We start from the raw sequence: 20285 nt of genomic DNA on the forward strand, positions 1-20285 counted from the left end.
ATCCGCCGCCGATTCACCCGGTGAACCGACTCACCCGGTGAACTGGACGACCGTGTCCCAGGCGAGCTTGACGATGAGGATGCCGAGCACGACGAGGAACACCACCCGCACGAACGCGCTGCCGCGCCGGGTCGCCATGTGCGCGCCGACGAAGCCGCCCGCCATGTTCACCGCCGCCATCGCGAGACCGAGGACGAGGAGGATCTCGCCGTGGACGCCGTACACGGCGAGCGCGGCGAGGTTGGTGGTGAGGTTCGCGACCTTCGCGTTGACGCTGGCCTGCAGGAAGCCGAAGCCGAGCACGCCGACGAGGAGGATGACGAAGAACGACCCCGTGCCGGGGCCGAGGAGCCCGTCGTAGAAGCCGACTCCGACGCCGATGAGCGCCGCGCGCCAGACGACGGCGACACCGCCGGTGAAGCGCGGCTCGTGCTCGAGTCCCATCGAGGGCTTCAGGAACGTGTACGCCGCCACGGCCACCACCGCGACGAGGACGACGGGTGTCAGCACTTCGCGCGGCACGAACCGCGAGACGGCTGCACCCGCGGCCGAGCCGGAGAACGCGCCCGCGACGAGGGGGACGAGGAGTACCAGCTGCACGCGGATGCGGCGCAGGTACACCCAGCTCGCCGTCAAAGTGCCGAAGAAGGAGGAGAGCTTGTTCGTGCCGAGGACGTAGGGCGTGGCGACATCCTGGGGAACGGCGATGACGAGGGCGGGAAGCTGGATGAGTCCGCCACCGCCGACGACCGCGTCGACCCATCCGGCGATGCCCGCCGCGAGCAGCAGGAAGACCAGAGCGGCGGCCGACACCGGCAGCCACTCGGCGAGGGGCGGGCCGTCGAGCACCGGCCCATCCTTTCCCCTCCGGCGGCGACGGCAAAACCGGCGCGACGACGACTTCGGTTTGACCGGGGCGCCCGCGCATGCCTGGATGGTCACGGGAACGTCGTCATCCCCCTTCGCGCCGTCTGCGCCGGCGAATCCCTCACGCAACAACCCGAACTGGAGCAGCCGTGCCCGCACTGGAGCAGTCCCTCGCTGTCGTCTTCGACGAGGTCGTCCACCGCAACCCCGGGGAAGCCGAGTTCCACCAGGCGGTCGAAGAGGTCCTCATGAGCCTCGGCCCCGTGGTGGTAAAGCACCCCGAGTACGCCGACGCCGAGATCATCCGGCGCCTGTGCGAGCCGGAACGTCAGATCATCTTCCGTGTGCCGTGGACCGATGACCAGGGTCGGGTACAGCTGAACCGCGGGTTCCGCGTCGAGTTCAACTCCGCGCTGGGTCCGTTCAAGGGCGGACTGCGGTTCCACCCGTCGGTGTATCTCGGGATCGTGAAGTTCCTCGGGTTCGAGCAGATCTTCAAGAACGCCCTGTCCGGGCTCCCGATCGGTGGGGCCAAGGGCGGTTCGGACTTCAACCCGCGCGGTCGCTCCGCGGGTGAGGTGATGCGGTTCTGCCAGTCGTACATGACCGAGCTCTACCGTCACCTCGGCGAGTACACCGACGTTCCCGCGGGCGACATCGGTGTCGGTCAGCGCGAGATCGGGTACATGTTCGGTCAGTACAAGCGCATCACCAACCGCTACGAGTCGGGCACCCTCACCGGCAAGGGGCTCAGCTGGGGCGGCTCGCAGGTGCGCACCGAGGCGACCGGCTACGGCACGGTGTTCTTCGTCGACGAGATGCTCCGCGCCTCCGGCGAGGGCCTCGACGGCACGCGCGTCGTCGTCTCCGGTTCCGGGAACGTCGCGCTGTACGCGATCGAGAAGATCCATCAGCTGGGCGGCACGGTGGTGGCCTGCTCCGATTCCGACGGCTACGCCGTCGATGAGGCGGGCATCGATCTCGCGCTGCTGAAGGAGATCAAGAACGGTCGCCGCGGTCGCGTCAGCGACTACGCCGCCGCGCGCGGTCAGGGCGTCCGCTACATCGACGGCGGCTCGATCTGGGATGTCCCCTGCGACATCGCGCTCCCGTGCGCCACGCAGAACGAACTCGAAGAGGACGGCGCGGCTGCGCTCATCCGCAACGGATGCCGCATCGTCGCCGAAGGCGCGAACATGCCGACGAGTCCCGCCGCGGTGCGCGCGCTGCGCGAGGCGGGGGTCGCCTTCGCGCCCGGGAAGGCGGTCAACGCGGGCGGTGTCGCCACGAGTGCGCTGGAGATGCAGCAGAACGCCTCGCGCGACTTCTGGGACTTCGACTACACCGAGAAGCGGCTCGAGGAGATCATGCGCGCCGTGCACGACCGCTGCCTGCAGACGGCGGACGAATACGGCACCCCCGGGGACTACGTCGCCGGCGCGAACATCGCCGGTTTCACGCGCGTCGCCGACGCGATGCTCGCCCTCGGCGTCATCTGACCGACGCGGAAACGACGAAGCCGGTCGGGGATCTCTCCCCGACCGGCTGTCCGCACATTCGCTGTAGGTCTGTTTGGTTATCCCGCGAGGCCAGTCGGGACAAGGGCTCCGCGGGAGGCCGTTTCCGACCGTTTCCACGGTAAGCCTCCGACGTTTACAAGATCCTGGTCAATGGACAGATTCTGGCGGGCACTCAAAGGTGGTCTCCAGCGCCCCGTCGCGCCCGGATCGAGACTATGAGGGATGCATCCGGACTCCGTGCGATCCACTCACGCTGGAGCCGGTCAGTGTTCTCGCGGCCCCCGACAACCCAAGGAAGGGCCCGACACTCGAACCGACAAGCGGACACCACGCAAGTTGGTTGCCGTCGCGCATGCGCAATGGGGATGGCTTCCGGCAGAATGGCGCCGTGGCCCCGCGACAACTCGTACTTCGCGGTCCAGAAAGGCAGACGGCGGCCCTAGACCTGGTGGAGAACACCACCGGCGCGCCGCCCACGTCATTCGAGGACCTAGAACATGACGTGCGCGTCCCGCGTTTCGGCGGCGCGGCCTTGTTGCGAGCGGCCGCGCGAGCACTCCATGAGGGGTTCGCTATTCGCCGGGTCGAGTTCGGCGGCGCATCAGAGACGAGCCTGTCAGATTCGACGCAGGACGAGGTGTCAGCGGAAGTCGTCGACGCGCTAGCCGAACACGGTCCCTCCGGCGCCCAGGGGCTGCTCAGGCACGAGTACCGCACCTTCATCGTCGAAGGCGTGGAGTTCTACAGTCAAACGACCCGTTCGGTCACACTACGTCGCGACGGAGTGATCTTCGGCACCAGCGACGACGCGCTGTGGATCTTCATCCACCGTGTCCTCGAAGAAGATCCTCCCTCGTGAGGGTATGGGTAACCGCCGTCATCGAGACGGTGCGGCTGGCCGCGGCTGTGCTTACCTTCATGTGGTTGGAGCCCAAGCTCGAGGAGTACTTCGAGAAGGTCCCCGTGCTCGGATGGCTTGTCGCAGCACTCCTCTCCGCCTCGGCCGTACTGGTCGTGAGCTGGGTCCTCCTGCCACTGGGCAGGGTTGTCGTCGCCGTCGAACGGTACGAGAACAACATCCCCTACGCCGGCCCCTCTCTCGACCTGGTGTGCGACGCCCACACCACCGCCGTCGAGCGATACTGGCTTCACGTCCGGCACGAAGGATACGGCCTCGTCTCGCGCCTCGTGATCATGGGAATCGCCAAACGTGGTCTCGAGGTGTCGTTCGAAGTGAGAACCCCGCAGCTCGGGCTATACAGCGAAGACATCAACGCCGATGACACGCGACTGGACCACGGGGTCGTTCTGAGCCTGGACAACTCGGCAAGTCGGACATCATGGTCTCAGGTGCTTGTGTCCGTCTCCAGCCGAGACGTGCCCAGCAGCCGCGAAGTCGACGTGAAGACTCGTCTGCACTACCCGAACAAGAGGCCCTGGTACTTCTTCATGGCGTGGTCGCACTGCGACGTCAAGCACATCGTACTGATGAAGAAGATCGAGAAGAGATAGAGCCCAGAGTGTCCAACCTCAGCAAGCGATTCCTCCGCGGTCGACCCATGTTGCTTAATACGACAGCTTCCCTCACGCAGATGCAGGCCCAGCTTGCCCAGGCCAAACCGGACCTCACCGCCGCTCGGCGAGGATGGGGGAGCATCTCCGAAGACCCCGACATTCTCGGCAGTCTCATGCTGCAGCCGCCGCTCACCGACCCGGACCTCCACCCGGCTGTTCCCGGACGGCGACCCGAGGTGCTCTCCGCCCGCCTCTACTGGTTCAACGCCCTGCGCTCACGCGTGCGGCACGGCGTGCCCGTCACGCCTCAGTACACGCTGGATGCCACCGACATCCTGATCAGCGAGCATGGCGCGAACGAATACCTCCTCGTCGTCGCCTCGCACAACGACGGCGACATCGATAACAAGGTCATTCCGGCTCTCAAGAACGCCATCCTGTCCGTCGACCCAAACGTGTCGGTGGCATCGACCACATCACCGCTGCACTTCGATGACCCGGACTTCTTCCTCTGGCTCGTGAACCGCTGGTTCGCAAGTCAGCCGGCCGGTACGGGCGTCGACATCGACGCCTTCGACCACGTCATGGTGCGAGACCCGCTGCGCTACCAGACCGCCATCGCTCAGGGTGTGCAGTCCGACCGCCCCGAGCTGCTGACTCTCCTCGCCAAGCCGGTTACCGTATTCGGCCCCGGCAGGTTCAGCATCACGTCGACTACCCTCGGCTTCGGCTGCGAGCTGACTCTCGCGGTGAACGGTGACTTCGACATCGCCGCCCGCGCCATCAGCTTCGCCGGTGGCTCGTTCACTTCAATTCCCGAGATGCGACTCACCGCAGTCACCGACCTTATCTACACAGTGCTCCCCGCCATGAAGAAAATGTACGAGGGTGACCTTGGGTGGAAGCAGGGTGGTGACCGCGCCGCATTCCGCACCAAGATGAAAGTCGACGCGCAGACTCTCGTCGCCCGAATCTGAAAGCCCGGGGTTCGCCGGAGCCATCGAGGCACCCGGGAACGGCTGCGGGAAGCTCCGTGCGGGCACCGGTCATCTCGCCCCTTGCGCGATCCGACAGATGGTTAGATGTCGTTCCCCGACACGTTCTTCGTGACTCACGCTAACGCGCCCTTAACGCCGGTAGGCCGTCGGCGCCTCGGTCCGAGGATGCACGACGCTGGCACCGGTTACGCGCTCAAGCGACGTTGTCGCTCATGGCCGCGACGACCACGATGGCCGGAACTCTGGTAAGACGCTCAGTCAGAGTTCGATGACTCGACCGCCCTGGAGGAACTCCTGGACAACGAGCGCAGGACTCTTGAGGTCCTTGAATGGACTGGTCTGTGCAAGCTCGGTGATCGCTCCGAGGATCTCTGCCACCTGCGCCGCCGCATCTTCACGGTCCGAGACGAGTGCGGCGTCGAGGTTGTCGAACAACCGCCGGAAGTTCTCACGTCGTTCGTCGAAAGTCTTGTCGAGGGCGGTCAGCAGGAAGTCCCGCTGGACATGGATGATCTCGAGCTGCGTGTGCTCCCAAGCGCGAATCTCTTCGCGCTTCGTCTTCTCCTCGTTGATCACCTTGACCCACTGGTTCGCGGACGCGAGCACGAGGTTGAAGGTGTCCACGACCATCGCAGGGCTGGGCTTGGGGAGCACCCCCTTCGCGGCCTTGCCGAGAGCTTGGATGGGAGTGGGCTGGCTCATGCGTACTTCCTTATGATCTCGACCGAGGCCTCGCTGAGGTCCCCCGTCTTGGGGTCAAGGATCGGGGTATTCAGGATCTCTTTCACTGCGGTGACGAGCTGGTAGGCGCGGAGGAACTCGCTGGCGTGCTTCTCGGCGTTGAATTCCACCGACTCCAGCGCGTCCAGCGCCGCGGACGAGCGTCGCGACATGGAGTCGAGCAGATCGCGCAGCTCCGCGATCCGGTCTTGTACCGCGTGGAGGAGGTCCCGGGCAAGGGCGACGCGCTCGACTTCCACCGCGACCTCCGCAGCGAACTTCTTCGACTTCGTCTTGGTCTTCGCCCCGACGACCCCCATCGTGAAGCCGCCGACGAGGAGCGCTGGCACTGCCGCGGTAAGGCCGAGCACGGCAGCGCCGGCCGCCATCCCGCCACCACCCGCGGCGAGCGTACCGCCGCCAAGAGCGGCAAGACTCGCGTTCGTCGCGGCGACACCGCTCAGCCCCGAGATGGCAGCGCCCGTACCCGCTGTCGCGAAGGTGGACACACCCCACAGTGCAGCTGCGGGAGCCGCCGCCCCCGCACCCACGGCACTGACGAACCCGGTCAATCCGGTCGTGATCCCCTGGACTCCGGCGACGTACTTCGGAATGTTCGGAACCCGGATCCGCACACCATCGACCTTCTTGAAGTTGAGTCGCTTGACCTGCGCCTGGTTCCGTTCGAGCCAATCGGCGAAGCGTCCGAGGTTCTCCTTATGGACCGTGATCTGGAACTCGCCATACTCGCCCGCGGCAGCCTCGGTCTCGACTTCAGCACCGTTGAGATCCGACAGCGCAGCCTGAAGCCGCTGGATCGCTTCGCGGCGGATGGTGCTTCCCTTCCGGTGGTCCACCACTCCCTTGGCCCCGGCAGCGACCGCAGCGGCTGTACCAGCGGCAAGCGGGACAAGAACCTTCGGCCCCGCCTTGGCCAGATTCGGAACACCCTTCAGCGCCAGGCTGACAAAATCCATCGGCGCTCCCCCTCGACCTAGCCGCGTCAGTCAAAGGCTAGTGCCGCAGCGGACATCGACCACACACGTGTTGAGAACCTTCAGCACCATGAGCGCGACAGACACCACCGGCGGCCTCGGGCAGATCACGCCCTTCACGCCGCGTCTCCGGGAATGCACCGACTACGTCGGCTAGGTGTACTGATCGGGGACGTTGATCGAACGGGGACGGTGCGCAATGAAACGGACGAGCGAGGGTCACGACTGATAGAGGGCGGCTACTTGTCGAGCTCGTTCGGTGAGAGCCTCGCGAAGGGTTTCTGGAGAGATGACTTGCGCATCGATGTCGAGTTGCCATATCGCCCAGACGGCGTGGCGTAGGTCCTCGAATGCCACGTCGAGGCGAAGCCACCCGTCAGGCTCTGGTTCTTCGACCCGAATCGCGCGTGCAGTATTCGACAATTCTTCTCGTCGCGACGTTCTAACTCGGACGATCACAGGTATGTGGTTCTCGGAAAGGAACTGCGCGCTCCGTTCAGCCCAGACACGGTCGAGGTCGACTCGGGCCAGACGATCCGCTGCCTGGGGAAGCTGTTCGGCGCTCAGCATCCGCGACACACGGTAGGTCCGATCTTCTCCTGACTTTGCGGCGAGGAGGTAGGTGCGGCCGCGGACGGTGACGAGGCCGATCGGATCGACGGTGTGAGAGCGCGGTGGCTTGTCGGGGGCGGCGTACTCGAAGCGGAGTTTTCTGCCGGTGAGCACGGCTCGGCGGACGTTGTTCATCACCCCGTCAGCCATGTCCTCAGAGATCGGCCGCCGTGAAAGCAGGTCGATCTCGGGTTCCACGAGGAAACGCTGGGCTGCATCGCCCACCGTCTCTCGGTGCGCCTCAGGTAATGCGTCGACGACCTTGCGCATAGCGGAGGCGAGTGGTGCGCTGAGCCCGAAAATCTTCTCACCACGTCTCGAGCCCGCGGTGAGTAGTGCGAGCGCTTCGTCGTGGTTGAGGCCGGTCAGTTCGGTTCGAAACCCGGGTAGCAGCGAGAAGCCGCCGTAACGGCCTCGGTCGGCGTAGATCGGGACACCAGCGGTGGAGAGGGCTTCCATGTCGCGCAGCACCGTGCGCGTGGACACCTCCAACTCTGCCGCGATCCCGTCCGCAGTCATGCGGCCCCGCTGGCGCAGTAGCAGCACCAGCGACACAAGCCGATCCGCACGCATACGGACATCCTCGCCGAGATACACGACACAGGGTGTCGTGATTCATCGAGAGAGTTGTAGCCGAGCGTCAGTCACGGCGCTCATACGCCGACGGACGTCGGCGGTAGAACCGAATGGAGTGGCAATGGAACGGACAGCAGTCAACCCGGTGACGTGGTCTCAGGAGATGGGTTTCAACCAGGGCGAGGCCGTATCCGGGGAGACGCGAACGCTGTACATCTCGGGTCAGACCGCGATGAGCGCGGACGGCCGACCTGAACACGATGGCGATATGGCCGCACAACTCGCTCTGGCGGTCGACAACCTTGAAGCCGTCCTCACGGCGGCCGAGATGTCTCTGTCCAACCTGGTCCGCCTCAACGTGTACACCACCGACGTCGACGCTCTGTTCCCGCACTACGGGGTGCTCGCGGGAAAGCTCGGAGCCGCTGGAGTAGCGCCGACCACAACGATGCTCGAGGTCACCCGCCTTGCCATCCCCGGACAGCTGATCGAGCTCGAAGGAACAGCCGTCGCGTAGCGGCATCAGCACCCTCTCTCAGAGACGGCCAGTGGCGAACGCCGCTGGCCGTCTCGACAACGGAAGAAGAAAAGTGCCCCACGCGAACGCGGCGCTAACGCCCCGTCACCGATTGAAAGTAGCCCGCCTGGTCGTTGATGAGGGCTGGCCGATAAGTGAAGTCGCCGCGCGTTTTCAAGTCGCCTGGCCTACCGTCAAGCGGTGGGCCGATCGTTACCGTGCCGGCGAGACGATGCAGGATCGATCCTCACGGCCGAGAAACTCGCCCGGCAGAACGAGTCAGAAGGTGACGAAGCGATGCCTGAGTCTCCGAGTGAGATTGCGAGAGGGGCCGATCCAGCTCGCTGCGCGGCTTGGAATCGCGCCGTCCACCGTGCACCGCATCCTGACCAGCGCAGGCTTGAACAGGCTCTCCTATGTCGACCGTGCGACCGGAGAGCCGATCCGCAGGTACGAGCGCCCTTACCCAGGATCGCTGGTGCACGTAGACGTGAAGAAGATCGGCAACATCCCCGACGGCGGGGGCTGGCGCTACGTCGGCCGCCAGCAAGGCGAGAAGAACCGCGCCGCCACCCCAGACAAGGCACGCAACCGGTACGGCGGCCCAAAGCTCGGTTATGCCTTCGTGCACACCGTCATCGATGACCACTCCCGAGTGGCGTACACCGAAGTCAGAGACGATGAAACAGCGATGACTGCCGTCGACGTACTGCAGCGCGCTGTGGCGTGGTTCGCCAGCCGCGGAGTCACCATCGAGCGGGTTCTGTCAGACAACGGCGGCGCGTACCGGTCCGGCCTGTGGAGCGATACGTGCGAGGCGCTCAGGATCGTCCCGAAACGGACACGCCCGTATCGGCCGCAAACGAACGGCAAGGTTGAGCGGTTCCACCGCACGATGGCCGACGGGTGGGCCTATGCCCGCTGCTACCTCAGCGAGCAGGAACGCCGGGACGCGCTATCCGGGTGGCTCCACCACTACAACCAGCACCGCCCGCACACAGCCTGCGGGAACCGACCGCCCATGTCTCGATTGATCAACGTCCCCGACCAGTACAGCTAGAGGCGCCGCGTCGTTCGCAGGCCGGCCCGGGCCCATCCCGCCAAACGACCTCACCTGCGGGCGTCAGTGGGAGGCCACCAAGTAGCCCGAGCAGGTCAGGCGACGTTAGACGCGATTGCCGTCGCGCGGATGTCTCGCAGCGTGCGGACCAGGGCGTCGACGTCTGCATCGGGGAAGATCATGTCGGGACCCGTCGGGGCGTGGTCGGTGTACGGCGGTTCGAAGAGCCGGCCGGGGTCCATGACGCCGTTGCGGGTGAGTTCGTCGACGATGAGATTCACGAACCGGAGCTGGTCGACAGTGAACTTGGTGTCGTCCAGGTAGTTCTCGAAGGCTTCGATCGCGGCGGACCGGTCGAGTCCCACGAGGCTGCGGATGAAGATTCCGAGGCCGCCGTTCTGCTCTGCCGCCCATTCGATGTCGATGGGGCCGGCGCCGGCGTCCACGAGCATGCTCTGCAGCTCCGACAGGTCGCTCGGGGTGAGGGGCCGGTTGCGGCGGAGGCGCTGGAGGGCGAGGTTGTCGAGGTGCTGGCGGAGGTAGGCCTCGGCCTTGGACCGGAAGCGTTCGAAGTTCGTGCCCGGGGTGGTGTGCGGGAGGTCGATCTCGACGCCGTCGCCGAGAGTGTCTTCGAAGTCGGTGTAGACGGGGTTTCGGGTGGTCTTCTCGATGAACCGCACCAGACCCCGGATCCGGAACCTGGCGAGTTCCAGCATGGGGAGAGTGACGTCTACCCACCACTCGTCGCCGGCGACCGCCTCCAGGAGCACCGCCTGCTCGGCGACTGAAGGGATGGTCGTCTTGGCAAGGACGGCACCGGCGATCTGCTGGACGCGTTCGCGGATCCGCTCTGCGACGACCGCGTCGCCTTCGAGCTGCGCGAGCTGTCGGCGGAGGATCAGCAGGTCGAACCGCTTCGCTTCCTCGTCGTCGTCCCTCACCGAGGACGGCAGCCCGGCGAGGTGCAGCATACGCTCCGTCTTGTTGGGGGTGAACTGCTGCCACGCGTCGAGTTCGGCGAACTCCTCGACGGCTGCGCGGTACGGGCGGACGACGAAGTTGTCGAGATTCATCCCCGCGACGATCCCGTGCAGTACGGAGGTGGTGGCCGACCGCAGCTCGGGTTCAGCGTCGCCGAGCGCGGTCACGAGGCCGAGGCGCGCTTCGAACAGCCGCTGGGACAGTGACTTCTGGGTGGAGCCCTGGGTGCCTGGGAGGTCCTGGCTGAAGTATTCCAGGTTGCCGCAGAAATCGAAGACGAGGAAGTCCTTCTTGTCCTCGCCGGGGCCGAACAGGTCGGGGCACAGGCGTGTGCCGCGGCCGATCATCTGCCAGAACTTCGACTTCGACCGCACCATCTTGAAGAAAACGAGGTTGACGACCTCGGGCACGTCGATGCCGGTGTCGAGCATGTCGACGCTGATCGCGATGTGGGGAGCTTTGTCGGCGATGGAGAAGTCGTCAATGAGGGACTGCGCGTACGGGGTGCCGTGGGTGATGACACGGGCGAAGTGTCCGGCGTCCTCGGGGTAGGCGAGGTTGAACCGCTTCTCGATGAACTCGACGTGCTTCTGGTTCTTCGCGAAGATGATCGTCTTGCCGAGCCGGTCACCGCCGGCGACCTTGTACCCGCGCACCATCAGCGTCTCGAGGACTTTGTCGACGGTGTCTTCGTTGAACAGGAACCGGTTGATCTCCTCGGCGCCGACTTCATCCGGCGGGCCGTCCTCGCCCCAGTCGAGGGTGTCCCACTGGTCTTTCTCCTCTTCGCTGAGGTCGTCGTACCGGATGCCGGTGCGCAGGAATCCACCTTCGAAGCTGACACCGCGTGGGGGGACGAGGTAGCCCTCGCTGACGGCTTCTTCGAGGGAGTAGTTGTCGGTGGGGACGCCGTCTTCGAGGTGGAACAGCCGGTAGGTGTTGTGGTCGACCTCGTCCTTCGGGGTGGCGGTGAGGCCGATGAGCATGGCATCGAAGTAGTCGAAGATCGCCCCGTACTTCGCGTACACGGAGCGGTGCGCTTCGTCGATAACGATCAGGTCGAAGTAGCCGGGCCCGAACCGGCGCAGGTCGTCGTCGACCTCGTTGATCAGGTTCATCATCGTCGGGTACGTCGACACGTACACCCGCCCGTCGGTGACCTTCTCCGTCAGCAGGTTCACCGTCGTCGAACCGGGCAGGTGCGCCTTGAACGCGTTGGCAGCCTGGTTGACCAGCGCCTGCCGGTCAGCAAGGAACAGCACCCGCTTGACCCAGTTCGCCTTCTGCAGCAGATCGACCAGCGCGATCGTCGTGCGTGTCTTCCCCGACCCGGTCGCCATCACCAGCAGCGCCTCACGCTGCTTCCGGTCGAACGCGTCCGCGACCGCCTTGATCGCACGCGCCTGATACGGGCGGCCAGCGATGTCCGTGTTCACCGTCTGCGCCGACAACGGCAGCTTGGTGTGGCGGCGCTGGATCAGCAACTCCAGCTCGTCACGGGTGTAGAACCCCTGGATCTCGCGGGGCGGGTACCCGCCGGCGTCATCCCAGATCCGGTGCACATACCCGTTGGTGTAGAAGATCACCGGGCGACGACCAAACTCGCGCTCCAGGCAGTCCGCGTACAGCTTCGCCTGCTGCTGACCGACCTCCGGGGAGTTCGACGTCCGCTTCGCTTCGATGACCGCCAGCGGCAACCCATCGGCGCCCCACAGCACGTAATCCACGAACCCCCTGCCCTCGGCGTTCGGCATGCCGTGGACTTCGTACTCGCGGTCCCGGTCCTGGTCGAGCGGCCACCCCGCTTCACGCAGCAGCACGTCGATGAACAGATCACGTGCGGCGGCTTCGTCGTAGTCGTGCGTGTCCGGGGCCACCGCGGCCTGGGCGGCGGCGATCTGCTTCTTCAGTTCCGTGATCTCGGCATCGCGCGCGGCCAGCCGGTCATCGCGCTCGGCCAGCTCTCGGGCGTGGGCCTCGTCCTGCTCCTGGAACTTCTTCGCGAGCCGAGCGACCTCCTCGCGAGACAGCGGCGCGGCCCTGGCTGCCAGCGTCGGGTCGAACTGCTTCTGCAGCGGCACCACGTCCGGGCGCGGCGAGTGGTGGTACGAGGCCCACACGACGACATGGAACAGTTCCTGAAGCACCGCGAGGGACACGTCGGCGCGGATCTGCCGGTTGTCGTGGACGGCCGTGTTCGCGATGCGTCGGATCGCGTTCAGCTTCTGGGTGATCGCTGCCGGCACCACACTTTTGAACTCGGCATCGCCCATCTTCGCGGCGAGGTCGTCACGGTACGGCACCCGCAGAGACAGCACGTCGTAGAGATAGTCGACAAGACGCTCCACCACGCGGCGGCTGTAGAAGCACGCGGAACGCGGGTCGGAAGCTAAATACGACTCCGCGTGCACGCAGTCATCGTGCAGCGGCGGCAACGCCTGGCGCACGAAGTCGAAGTTCCCCATGGGGAAGAACCTACTGGTCGTCGTGAATGCCGAAACGATCGGCGAGCCGGTCGAGAGTGAACTCCTGCCGCAGCTTGCAGGCACTGTTCTGGTTCGCGAACAGACCCTTCTCGCGGTAGGCCTCACTCACCGGGACCGTCCTGATCCACGACACCGGCACCACCCATTCGTCATCGTCGTCATCGGCGGCGTCAGCGTGGTCGTACGAGCCACGCAGCGACTGCGCCGCGAGAGGCACCGCCGCACCGTCCACGGTGACCCGGGCGTCGGCGAACCGAGCGGCTGGACCGGTCGTCCTGCCCACGCCCACGTACCCGGTCTGCGGAATGTAGACCCAGATGCGTGCACCCTCGGGGACGGCGCGGATGGTCTGCGTGTAGAACTTGCCCCCGCCGGCCGAGACGAAGCCGAACCGGCGAGCGTCTTCCCACGACCGGTCACCACCGAACGACACGTACCAGTCGACACCGTTCCACGGGGCACGCTTCGACGTCGACTTCACCTTCGCCGCGGCGGGAGCATCGACGGACGTGGCGAGCCACGACCGCGCCAGGTACCGCCGGTCGTCATCCTCGATGTACGTGAAGAACACCGCGTTGATCGGCACGCCGAAGCTCCGCAGGTATGTGACGATCCGCTCGGAACTCGCATCGAGAGCCGAGGCGACGACGGTTAGCTGCAGCTCAGAGTTCAGCTCGTCGGGCGGTGCCGATCCGAAGACCTCCTCGAACGCGCTCTCGAACGGCTGGCTGAGGTACTTCTCCGCGATATCGATCACATCGTCGCGCGAGAGCATCGACACCCACGATCCGTAATCGAGCACCTGCGCCACGACCTCGCGCGGCGTCTTATCCCGCTTCAGTTCCAGCACATGTAGGTTTCCGTCGCCGTCAACAGCAAGAAGGTCCAACCGCTTGCCATACGGAGTCGGGACTTCGCTACCGATCACCAGCAGCGGGATTCCAAGCAGCGACGGGTCTTTCCTCAGGAACTGGTGGAGCTCGTTCTCCGTCGGCAGCGCAGCCGGCGACATCGGTCGCGGCGTCGCCCCGTCGATCCGCCACATCCTCATCTCAACCGGCACCGGTCACAGCTCCCCTCGGAATGCACGCGACTGAAGCGACGCGAATAGCCCATCGTCGGCGGCTAGAGCTTGAGAAGAGAGGTCCCGGCTGCGGCTACTCCGCGCGGCCCGTTCGGCGAAGGCACGTTGGACGTCGAGGCTCGGTACAGGAATGCGAAGAGCGCGCAACTCTTTCACATTCAGATGCTGAGCGGTCGAGCCGACCATCGACTTCGCGATCCGCGTCGGCTCCAGCGCCGTGAGCAGACATGAGAGCGCCCATTCGGGGAGCAGAGCGTCCGGCCTGGGCCGTACCTGCACAAGTCTCTGACCCATGCACACACGCATGTCGGCGCGCACGATGGCAGCAATACCGACGGTTCCCTCGCGGCTGAGAACTATGTCCCCGGCGCGCGCGCCGCCACCCTTTGAGCGGATGACGTACTGCTCCTCGTCGACAAAGCGCGTGTCACTCCAATCCCAGTCGCCTACCGTGAGGTTCGAGGTGCGCAGGCACACAACGCCTTGTTTCGTCCACTTCGGCGTGGAATGGGGGCAGTCCCAGATCTCGGCGACGTCTGCGAGCGCGATTGACGTACATTGCGATGCCGAACGAATCTCGGCGAATAGCGCGGGGGTAACGTCTTCAAGTTGAGCAAGAACCCGGCGTCGCTTGGCGCGGATCGCGTCGGCGCGGTCGAGGATCGCGGCAACCCGCCGCTGCTCCTCCAGCGATGGCAACGGGATTGGAAAGGTCGCCAACACGTCCGGGCTTAGGCGAGGCAGGTTCGCCCCGGACGTGCGTGATGCGGCGTAGTCGACCATGGCCGGCTGGGAGAGGAAATGGGCCAAGTAGTTCCTGTCCAGTTGGGAGCCAGGGAGAATAGGCAAGATGTCGGTGCTGCATACGCCCGCGAAACTTGGTCGACTGATCTTCCCGAGATTCGGGCGAAGCTTGCCGAACAGCACATGCTCAGGCGTAAACAGGAACTTTGTGCTCGCAAGCTCGGCTTCCCCGACTGTGCTGCGGCCAGCGATGCGTCCGCCTCGCTCGATGTGCTCCAGACCGAGGTAAGGGGTCTGCGGGGCCAACGTCCTGGGATCGACTGCTCGACGCTCGATCGTGGCGACTGAATTCAACTCCACCATCTTCATGCGAGCATCGCTTTCAGCTCGGCGAGGTCGGCGGCGATCTCGGAATCCAGCTTCTCGATGTCGGCGATGATGTCGAGTGGCGCGCGGTGCTCGACTTCTTCGTGCACGACTTCCTTGTACCGGTTGAGGGAGAAGTCGTACCCCTGCGCGACGATGTCGGCCTTGGGCACGAAGAACGACTGGTCGGTGCGCTCACGATCCTTCTCCGCATCTCGGTTGCGCCAGCGCGCCAGCACGTCCGGCAGGTCGCTCGCGTCGACGGGGTTGCGCTTGTCGTCGAGGGAGAAGCCGTCGGCACGCACGTCGTAGAACCACACGTCGTCAGTGCCACCCGAGTTCGTCTTCGTGAAGAACAGAATCGCGGTCGAGACACCGGCGTACGGGCGGAAGACTCCCGATGGGAGCTTGATGACGGCATCTAGCTTCTGATCTTCGACGAGGGACCTGCGGAGCGTCTTGTGCGCGGTGCTGGAGCCGAACAGGACTCCGTCGGGGACGATGACGGCGGCGCGGCCGCCGGGCTTGAGGAGTTTCAGGAAGAGTGCGAGGAAGAGAAGCTCCGTCTTCTTCGTCTTTACAGTGCGCTGCAAGTCCTTCGCCGTGGACTCGTAGTCCAGGGAGCCAGCGAATGGCGGGTTGGCGAGGATGAGCGTGTACTTCTCAGCATCACCCGCTGCGCCTTCGGACAGCGAGTCGCGGTAGCGGATGTCGGGCGCTTCGATGCCGTGCATGAGCATGTTCATGCTGCCGATGCGGAGCATGACGTTGTCGAAGTCGTACCCGTGGAACATCGAGTGGTGGAAGTGCCGTCGCTGCGCGGCATCGAGCAGCGCTTCGGCGTGGGCGTCGCGCACGTATTCGGATGCGGCGACGAGGAACCCGGCGGTGCCGTACGCGGGGTCGCAGATCTCGTCGTTCGGGGTCGGTGCGGTCATCTTGACCATGAGGTCGATGATGTGGCGTGGGGTGCGGAACTGCCCGTTGACGCCGGCGGACGCGATCTTCGACAGGAGATACTCGTAGAGGTCGCCGTTGGTGTCGCGGTCGGCCATCGGGATGCCGTCGAGCATGTCCACGACCTTCGAGAGCAGAGCCGGGGTCGGGATCGTGAAGCGAGCGTCCTTCATGTGCTCGCTGTAGGTGGTGCCGTCACCCATCTCCCGCAGGAACGGGAACACTTCGTCGCTGACGATCTTGAACATCACCTCGGGCGATGTGTTCTTGAAGTGGCTCCACCGCAGCTCGGACTGTCCGGGGAGGAAAACGGGGTTCTCGACAGGGGCGCTGGTGATGCGGGCTTTCTTCTCGGCGAGGGTCTGGAGGTCGTCGAGGCGGCGGATGAACAGCAGGTAGGTGATCTGTTCGATCACCTCGAGCGGGTTGCTGATGCCTCCCGACCAGAAGGCGTCCCAGACGCGGTCGATCTTGCTCTTCAGTTCACCTGTGATCACTTCAGTAACCTTAGCCACGCTCTACGCGGTCGCCTTCTCGGGAGAAGCGGTGCCTCAATCGTCCACGGTCCGCGCATTTGATTGTGAAGGAAGAACACGGAAGAGTTCGTCGGCGAGCCGGGCCCGATGAGGTCGAGGCCTTCGAAGTCGAAGATGACGACCCGGAACTTCTCGAGGCCTTGGGTGAACCGCCTGACTTCGCTGCGACTGATGAAGTCACCGGGGCGGGTGACCAGCCCGATGCGCTGGCTAGTCCGGCCACTCATCCCGCAGCTCCTCGAGGTACCCGTCAGGGAACATCGGCTCACTCTCGTCGTCGTGAGCGTCAGCCGTGTCCGCCTCGTCAGGCTCGTCGTGTGAGACGCCTGTGCACAGGCTTTCCTCTGATTCGTCCATCGCTTCGGAGTCAATGATTTGCCGGAGTTCGGCCGTGCTCTTGCGGTGTTCGCAGTTGTTGGGACGCATGCCGTCGCGGCGTGACGATGTGGCGGCAGGGTGGGACGTGGGCGGCGGTGGGTCGCGCGTCAGCCGAGGCGAGGATGAGGGTCGGAATGCGGGTGTTCGAGAGCGCAGCGAACGTCGACCTACCGGATCGGCGGGTGGCGGTGAGCGGGGACTGGCATGGCAACCTCGGCTGGCTAAGGGCGTGGGCGCCCGCGATCCGGCGGCTCGCGCCGGACGTGACGACCATCTTCCAGGTCGGCGATTGGTGGGTGGACCCTGTGGCCACCGACGCGATCTTCACCGCCACGGAGATCACCCGCGTGTTTGTCACGCTCGGCAATCACGAGGCATGGGGCGAGATCACCCCGCTGCTGGCGGCGCACCCGGGTCAGGCGGTACGAGTGTCGGAGGTCACGTGGCTGCTGCCGCGACCATCCCGGGTCCGCGTCGGCGGCCGGGGAGTGCTGTCCCTGGGTGGTGCCGCGTCCGTGGACCGGCTCTGGCGGGTCGAGGGCCGGGACTGGTGGCCGGACGAGGAGATCACCGACGAACAGGTCGCCGCGGCGATTGCCGGCGGCCCCACCGACGTGCTCCTGACCCACGAGTCTCCCGAGGGCACCCCGGTGCCTGAGGTAGGGGACGTGCTGCGGACGAACCCGCAGGGGTGGCCCGACGCCGCATTGGAAGCGTCCACCCGGTCCCGTCAGCAGGTCACCCGGGTGTGGGGCGCGGTCGATGCGGCGCTGCTCGTCCACGGTCACATGCATGTTGCCGGCAGCGGCGCGCTTCCGGACGGCCGCCGGGTGGTTGCTCTGGGTCGCGACGGGTTCCCCGGAAACCTCGGCCTCCTCGATCTCGAGACCCTCCATATGGAGATTCCGCCCCTCTTCGAAATCCTCACAGCGACGAGGCCCACCCATGACTGACCCCAATGAGACCCCTGGTGAACAACCGTCGCCGGGCACCGGCTCCGCAGACAGCGGTGACGACCGATACCGACCGGTCGTCGATCTGGACGTCGACGGGGTGTTGCGTGTCCCGGAGCCGTTCCCGGGTGAGCGGACAGAGGTCGTCGCGATCGAGATCACCCTGACCTACGACCAATACCCGCGCTTCTCCCACGGCGCCCCACCATGGGACGACGACGGCACCCACACCGGATGCCACTTCCTCTCCGCCACGGGCGTCGCGTGGGTGCAGTCCCTGCTCGAACGCGGCGTCGATGTCCGCTTAGCCACCACGTGGGACCGGTGGGCCAACACGTACTTCGCCCGCCCTCTGGGGCTGCCCGAGCTCCCCGTCCTCACAGGTAAGCCACGGTACGGTGAGCGGTCCAGCCAGTGGAAAGCCCGCGTCATCGCCGCCGCCACCCGGGGGCGCCCCGTGCTCTGGGTCGACGACCAGCCCTGGCCCGAAAAGCTCTACGAACAGCACACCCCACGCGCCCTCACCGGCATCCTCGCGCCCAACCCGGAGACCGGGATCACCATCCGCGACGTCGACACGGCCGACACCTGGCTGACTCTGGCCAGCAGCCCCGACGGCCAAGACGAGCTTCGCCGCCAATGGCGTCGCAAACGCGACCGACTCCGCCGTCACCGGGACGCATACGCACGCGGCCGGTCCACGCAGTAGGGGCCAGCGCGTGAACGCGGCGCGGAATGACGACGCAACTGAGCAGGATCCGGAACGGATCATCGTCTGGTGCGAGGTGCGCAGCAGCGAGGAACGCGGAACTCCGGCCGAAGCCTTCCAGCCGGGGTGGGGCTTTGGCAGCCCCGCGGCGTGTGCCCCGTCGGGGATCCTGACGCCGCACACCTGCGACGAAGACGCCGGCTGAGGTGACGATGACCGACGAACCTGACCGGCCCAGCCCGGAGCAGACACTCGCGCCCGCCGACATGGCCTTCGCGATCGCAGTTGGCATTCCTCCGCGCGCGTTCTCCGAGCAGGCTACGCGTGAAAACGCCGCCTACGAACGATGGTCGGCGGAGGTCATTGAGGAGGAGATGCGCGGGTGGCCCTCCGTGGAGGACGTCGCCGTCCGACTCGGCGTCCACCCGTCCGCTGTCCGCCGCCTTGTCGACGGAGAAGACCTGAGGAGCGCCGCTGTGGACAAGGTCACCGTGATCCCGCCGTGGCAGCTAACCGATCGTGGGCAACTGCTGCCTGGCCTACGCGCGGTGCTCGCTGCGATGCCCGGCGACTACGGCCCGTACGAGACACAGAACGTCATGACCACCCCCGTCGAGGAACTCGACGGAAAGAGCCCCGCAAGGGCGCTCGAGCAGGGCCACCCCGTGCCTGCCATCGTCGACTGGATCACCTGGCTCGGCGCCGGGTCGTAAAGCTCGAATGCCAGGCGCCCCGGCCGCCGAGATGCAGCGAGCACTCGGACCGCAGCCGACACATGCTCAATCCGCGAAGTGGCCTACCCAGCCATCGGTTTCGAACCGAACCCTCCCCCGGCGACCCCGTCCGCGCCCGCAGATCGCATGGCGCGGTCCCCAAGACGATCGCGGGCCGGTGGGAGCGGCTACTTCTCGCAGACGAAGGTGCCGGGGATGTTGTCGCCCAGCGGATGGACACTGTCCACTCTTACTCTTGTCGTCGACAGGATCTCGACGTTGCTGAACGGCACCGGGTCATCGTCCCCGGTGGTCATGTTGAAGTAGGACGCGCCGACGACCTCGCCGTCGCGGACGGTGAGGGTCGGCCCTGTCGTGGCACCGAGCCCCTGGCCGCCGCCGCTCCAGCAGCCGTACTCGCCGGCGAGGAGCGGCTTGCCGATGTCACCGAGACCGGGGGAGCCGGCCGCCCACCACATGAGGCCCGCGAACAACGCCACCCCAATCGCGATGAATCAACCGACGACGGTGTTGTAGGTGCGAATCCCATCATCTGCCATGGCCCACACTGTAACGGTGGCCTCGAAGTCCGCGGCGTTCTCCAGCCATCGCCCCTGGTGCGCCGGTACGTCATCGGCGCCCACGGCCAGGAATGAGCGCTGATAACTTTATCAACGTGGGCGTGGGCTGCTCTCCGGAGTCTCCCGGCGCCGCCGACCCCTACCCATCACTCGGGCAGTCCGCGCATCGCGTAGGCGAGCGCCTCGTCCCGCTCCCGAGATAGCAGGCCGTCGCGGACCGCTACGCACTGACGGGAGTACCAGTGCGCCAGTGACCGCTCCGGCTTCTCGGCGTTTCGGACAGGGGAAGACGGCCGTGGCGGGTGATGAACACCCGCCGCTCCTCGGCGCGCTCGAACCATTGGACATCCCGCGTCCCTTCGGCCCACCCCGGCAACAGGGACAGCAGTTGCCACTGCGTCGGTGTCAGCGTGGTTG

At 65.7% G+C, this 20285-nt stretch carries 19 protein-coding genes; 10 read left to right on the top strand and 9 right to left on the bottom strand.

All coding sequences use genetic code 11. The annotated features are described in order from the left end of the window. Positions 1 to 30: 30 nt before the first annotated feature. Entirely contained in the window at positions 31 to 849 is an 819-nt protein-coding gene (locus LTL01_RS00220; RefSeq protein ID WP_236966928.1) for a TSUP family transporter, read from the bottom strand. 176 nt (positions 850 to 1025) lie between these two features. Between LTL01_RS00220 and gdhA the strand changes: the two genes are divergently transcribed. From gdhA to LTL01_RS00240, 4 genes are all read left to right on the top strand, one after another. Then, a complete protein-coding gene (gdhA, locus tag LTL01_RS00225) occupies positions 1026 to 2366 on the top strand; it encodes an NADP-specific glutamate dehydrogenase (RefSeq protein WP_272877660.1) in 1341 nt (446 codons plus the stop codon). A gap of 469 nt (positions 2367 to 2835) precedes the next feature. After that, the gene (locus LTL01_RS00230) at positions 2836 to 3246 is read left to right on the top strand and encodes a hypothetical protein (RefSeq protein ID WP_236966930.1); all 411 of its coding nucleotides are present in this window, start codon (positions 2836 to 2838) and stop codon (positions 3244 to 3246) included. Beyond that, entirely contained in the window at positions 3243 to 3899 is a 657-nt protein-coding gene (locus LTL01_RS00235; protein WP_236966931.1) for a hypothetical protein, read from the top strand. Before LTL01_RS00230 ends, LTL01_RS00235 begins: the two co-directional genes overlap by 4 nt. A gap of 80 nt (positions 3900 to 3979) precedes the next feature. Beyond that, a complete protein-coding gene (locus tag LTL01_RS00240; protein WP_236966932.1) occupies positions 3980 to 4879 on the top strand; it encodes a hypothetical protein in 900 nt (299 codons plus the stop codon). Positions 4880 to 5158: 279 nt separating this feature from the next. Here LTL01_RS00240 and LTL01_RS00245 read toward each other — a convergent pair whose 3' ends face one another. From LTL01_RS00245 to LTL01_RS00255, 3 genes are all read right to left on the bottom strand, one after another. Further along, positions 5159 to 5602 (bottom strand): hypothetical protein, encoded by a 444-nt coding sequence (locus tag LTL01_RS00245; protein ID WP_236966933.1) that lies wholly within the window; start codon positions 5600 to 5602, stop codon positions 5159 to 5161. Further along, positions 5599 to 6597: a hypothetical protein gene (locus LTL01_RS00250; RefSeq protein ID WP_236966934.1), complete on the bottom strand. Its 999-nt coding sequence runs from the start codon at positions 6595 to 6597 to the stop codon at positions 5599 to 5601. The genes LTL01_RS00245 and LTL01_RS00250 overlap by 4 nt, the downstream gene beginning before the upstream one ends. Positions 6598 to 6834: 237 nt before the next feature. Continuing rightward, positions 6835 to 7824 carry a helix-turn-helix transcriptional regulator gene (locus LTL01_RS00255; RefSeq protein WP_236966935.1) on the bottom strand — a complete coding sequence of 330 codons (990 nt, stop codon included), beginning with the start codon at positions 7822 to 7824 and terminating at the stop codon, positions 6835 to 6837. Positions 7825 to 7924: 100 nt separating this feature from the next. Here LTL01_RS00255 and LTL01_RS00260 point away from each other — a divergent pair, with 100 nt between their 5' ends. After that, positions 7925 to 8320: a RidA family protein gene (locus tag LTL01_RS00260; protein WP_236966936.1), complete on the top strand. Its 396-nt coding sequence runs from the start codon at positions 7925 to 7927 to the stop codon at positions 8318 to 8320. A 73-nt stretch (positions 8321 to 8393) separates the two neighbouring features. Continuing rightward, positions 8394 to 9380 (top strand): IS481 family transposase, encoded by a 987-nt coding sequence (locus LTL01_RS00265; protein WP_236967700.1) that lies wholly within the window; start codon positions 8394 to 8396, stop codon positions 9378 to 9380. Positions 9381 to 9475: 95 nt separating this feature from the next. Here the strand turns inward: LTL01_RS00265 and LTL01_RS00270 are convergent, their stop codons facing one another. The 4 genes from LTL01_RS00270 to LTL01_RS00285 are packed head-to-tail and all read right to left on the bottom strand — an operon-like array spanning position 9476 to position 16495. Next, complete coding sequence (locus LTL01_RS00270; protein WP_236966937.1) at positions 9476 to 12826, bottom strand: DEAD/DEAH box helicase family protein; 3351 nt, start codon at positions 12824 to 12826, stop codon at positions 9476 to 9478. A gap of 10 nt (positions 12827 to 12836) precedes the next feature. Further along, complete coding sequence (locus LTL01_RS00275) at positions 12837 to 13898, bottom strand: DUF8606 domain-containing protein (RefSeq protein WP_236966938.1); 1062 nt, start codon at positions 13896 to 13898, stop codon at positions 12837 to 12839. 15 nt (positions 13899 to 13913) lie between these two features. After that, the gene (locus tag LTL01_RS00280; protein ID WP_236966939.1) at positions 13914 to 15044 is read right to left on the bottom strand and encodes a restriction endonuclease subunit S; all 1131 of its coding nucleotides are present in this window, start codon (positions 15042 to 15044) and stop codon (positions 13914 to 13916) included. Next, positions 15041 to 16495: a type I restriction-modification system subunit M gene (locus tag LTL01_RS00285; RefSeq protein WP_236966940.1), complete on the bottom strand. Its 1455-nt coding sequence runs from the start codon at positions 16493 to 16495 to the stop codon at positions 15041 to 15043. The genes LTL01_RS00280 and LTL01_RS00285 overlap by 4 nt, the downstream gene beginning before the upstream one ends. A gap of 551 nt (positions 16496 to 17046) precedes the next feature. On the opposite strand from LTL01_RS00285, the gene LTL01_RS00290 reads away from it, so the two are divergent. Genes LTL01_RS00290 through LTL01_RS00305 form a run of 4 tightly spaced genes read left to right on the top strand, consistent with a single transcriptional unit; the run spans position 17047 to position 19287 of the window. Further along, complete coding sequence (locus LTL01_RS00290; RefSeq protein ID WP_236966941.1) at positions 17047 to 17865, top strand: metallophosphoesterase family protein; 819 nt, start codon at positions 17047 to 17049, stop codon at positions 17863 to 17865. Further along, positions 17858 to 18574 carry an HAD domain-containing protein gene (locus LTL01_RS00295; protein ID WP_236966942.1) on the top strand — a complete coding sequence of 239 codons (717 nt, stop codon included), beginning with the start codon at positions 17858 to 17860 and terminating at the stop codon, positions 18572 to 18574. The genes LTL01_RS00290 and LTL01_RS00295 overlap by 8 nt, the downstream gene beginning before the upstream one ends. Before the next feature lie 10 nt (positions 18575 to 18584). After that, positions 18585 to 18779 (top strand): hypothetical protein, encoded by a 195-nt coding sequence (locus tag LTL01_RS00300; protein WP_236966943.1) that lies wholly within the window; start codon positions 18585 to 18587, stop codon positions 18777 to 18779. A 1-nt stretch (position 18780) separates the two neighbouring features. After that, positions 18781 to 19287: a hypothetical protein gene (locus tag LTL01_RS00305; protein ID WP_236966944.1), complete on the top strand. Its 507-nt coding sequence runs from the start codon at positions 18781 to 18783 to the stop codon at positions 19285 to 19287. Between the two features lie 188 nt (positions 19288 to 19475). Here the strand turns inward: LTL01_RS00305 and LTL01_RS00310 are convergent, their stop codons facing one another. Beyond that, positions 19476 to 19787, bottom strand: coding sequence for a hypothetical protein (locus LTL01_RS00310; RefSeq protein WP_236966945.1), 312 nt, complete (start codon positions 19785 to 19787; stop codon positions 19476 to 19478). Between the last annotated feature and the right edge of the window lie 498 nt (positions 19788 to 20285).

The organism is Microbacterium aurantiacum, assembly GCF_021654035.1.
GTDB lineage: Bacteria > Actinomycetota > Actinomycetes > Actinomycetales > Microbacteriaceae > Microbacterium > Microbacterium aurantiacum.

Excerpts from the sequence above, each read along its gene's own strand:
- LTL01_RS00240 (WP_236966932.1), top strand. The coding sequence starts at position 3,980 with ATGCAGGCCCAGCTTGCCCAGGCCAAACCGGACCTCACCGCCGCTCGG.
- LTL01_RS00245 (WP_236966933.1), bottom strand. The coding sequence starts at position 5,602 with ATGAGCCAGCCCACTCCCATCCAAGCTCTCGGCAAGGCCGCGAAGGGG.
- LTL01_RS00250 (WP_236966934.1), bottom strand. The coding sequence starts at position 6,597 with ATGGATTTTGTCAGCCTGGCGCTGAAGGGTGTTCCGAATCTGGCCAAG.
- LTL01_RS00260 (WP_236966936.1), top strand. The coding sequence starts at position 7,925 with ATGGAACGGACAGCAGTCAACCCGGTGACGTGGTCTCAGGAGATGGGT.
- LTL01_RS00270 (WP_236966937.1), bottom strand. The coding sequence starts at position 12,826 with ATGGGGAACTTCGACTTCGTGCGCCAGGCGTTGCCGCCGCTGCACGAT.
- LTL01_RS00275 (WP_236966938.1), bottom strand. The coding sequence starts at position 13,898 with ATGAGGATGTGGCGGATCGACGGGGCGACGCCGCGACCGATGTCGCCG.
- LTL01_RS00280 (WP_236966939.1), bottom strand. The coding sequence starts at position 15,044 with ATGAAGATGGTGGAGTTGAATTCAGTCGCCACGATCGAGCGTCGAGCA.
- LTL01_RS00290 (WP_236966941.1), top strand. The coding sequence starts at position 17,047 with ATGCGGGTGTTCGAGAGCGCAGCGAACGTCGACCTACCGGATCGGCGG.
- LTL01_RS00295 (WP_236966942.1), top strand. The coding sequence starts at position 17,858 with ATGACTGACCCCAATGAGACCCCTGGTGAACAACCGTCGCCGGGCACC.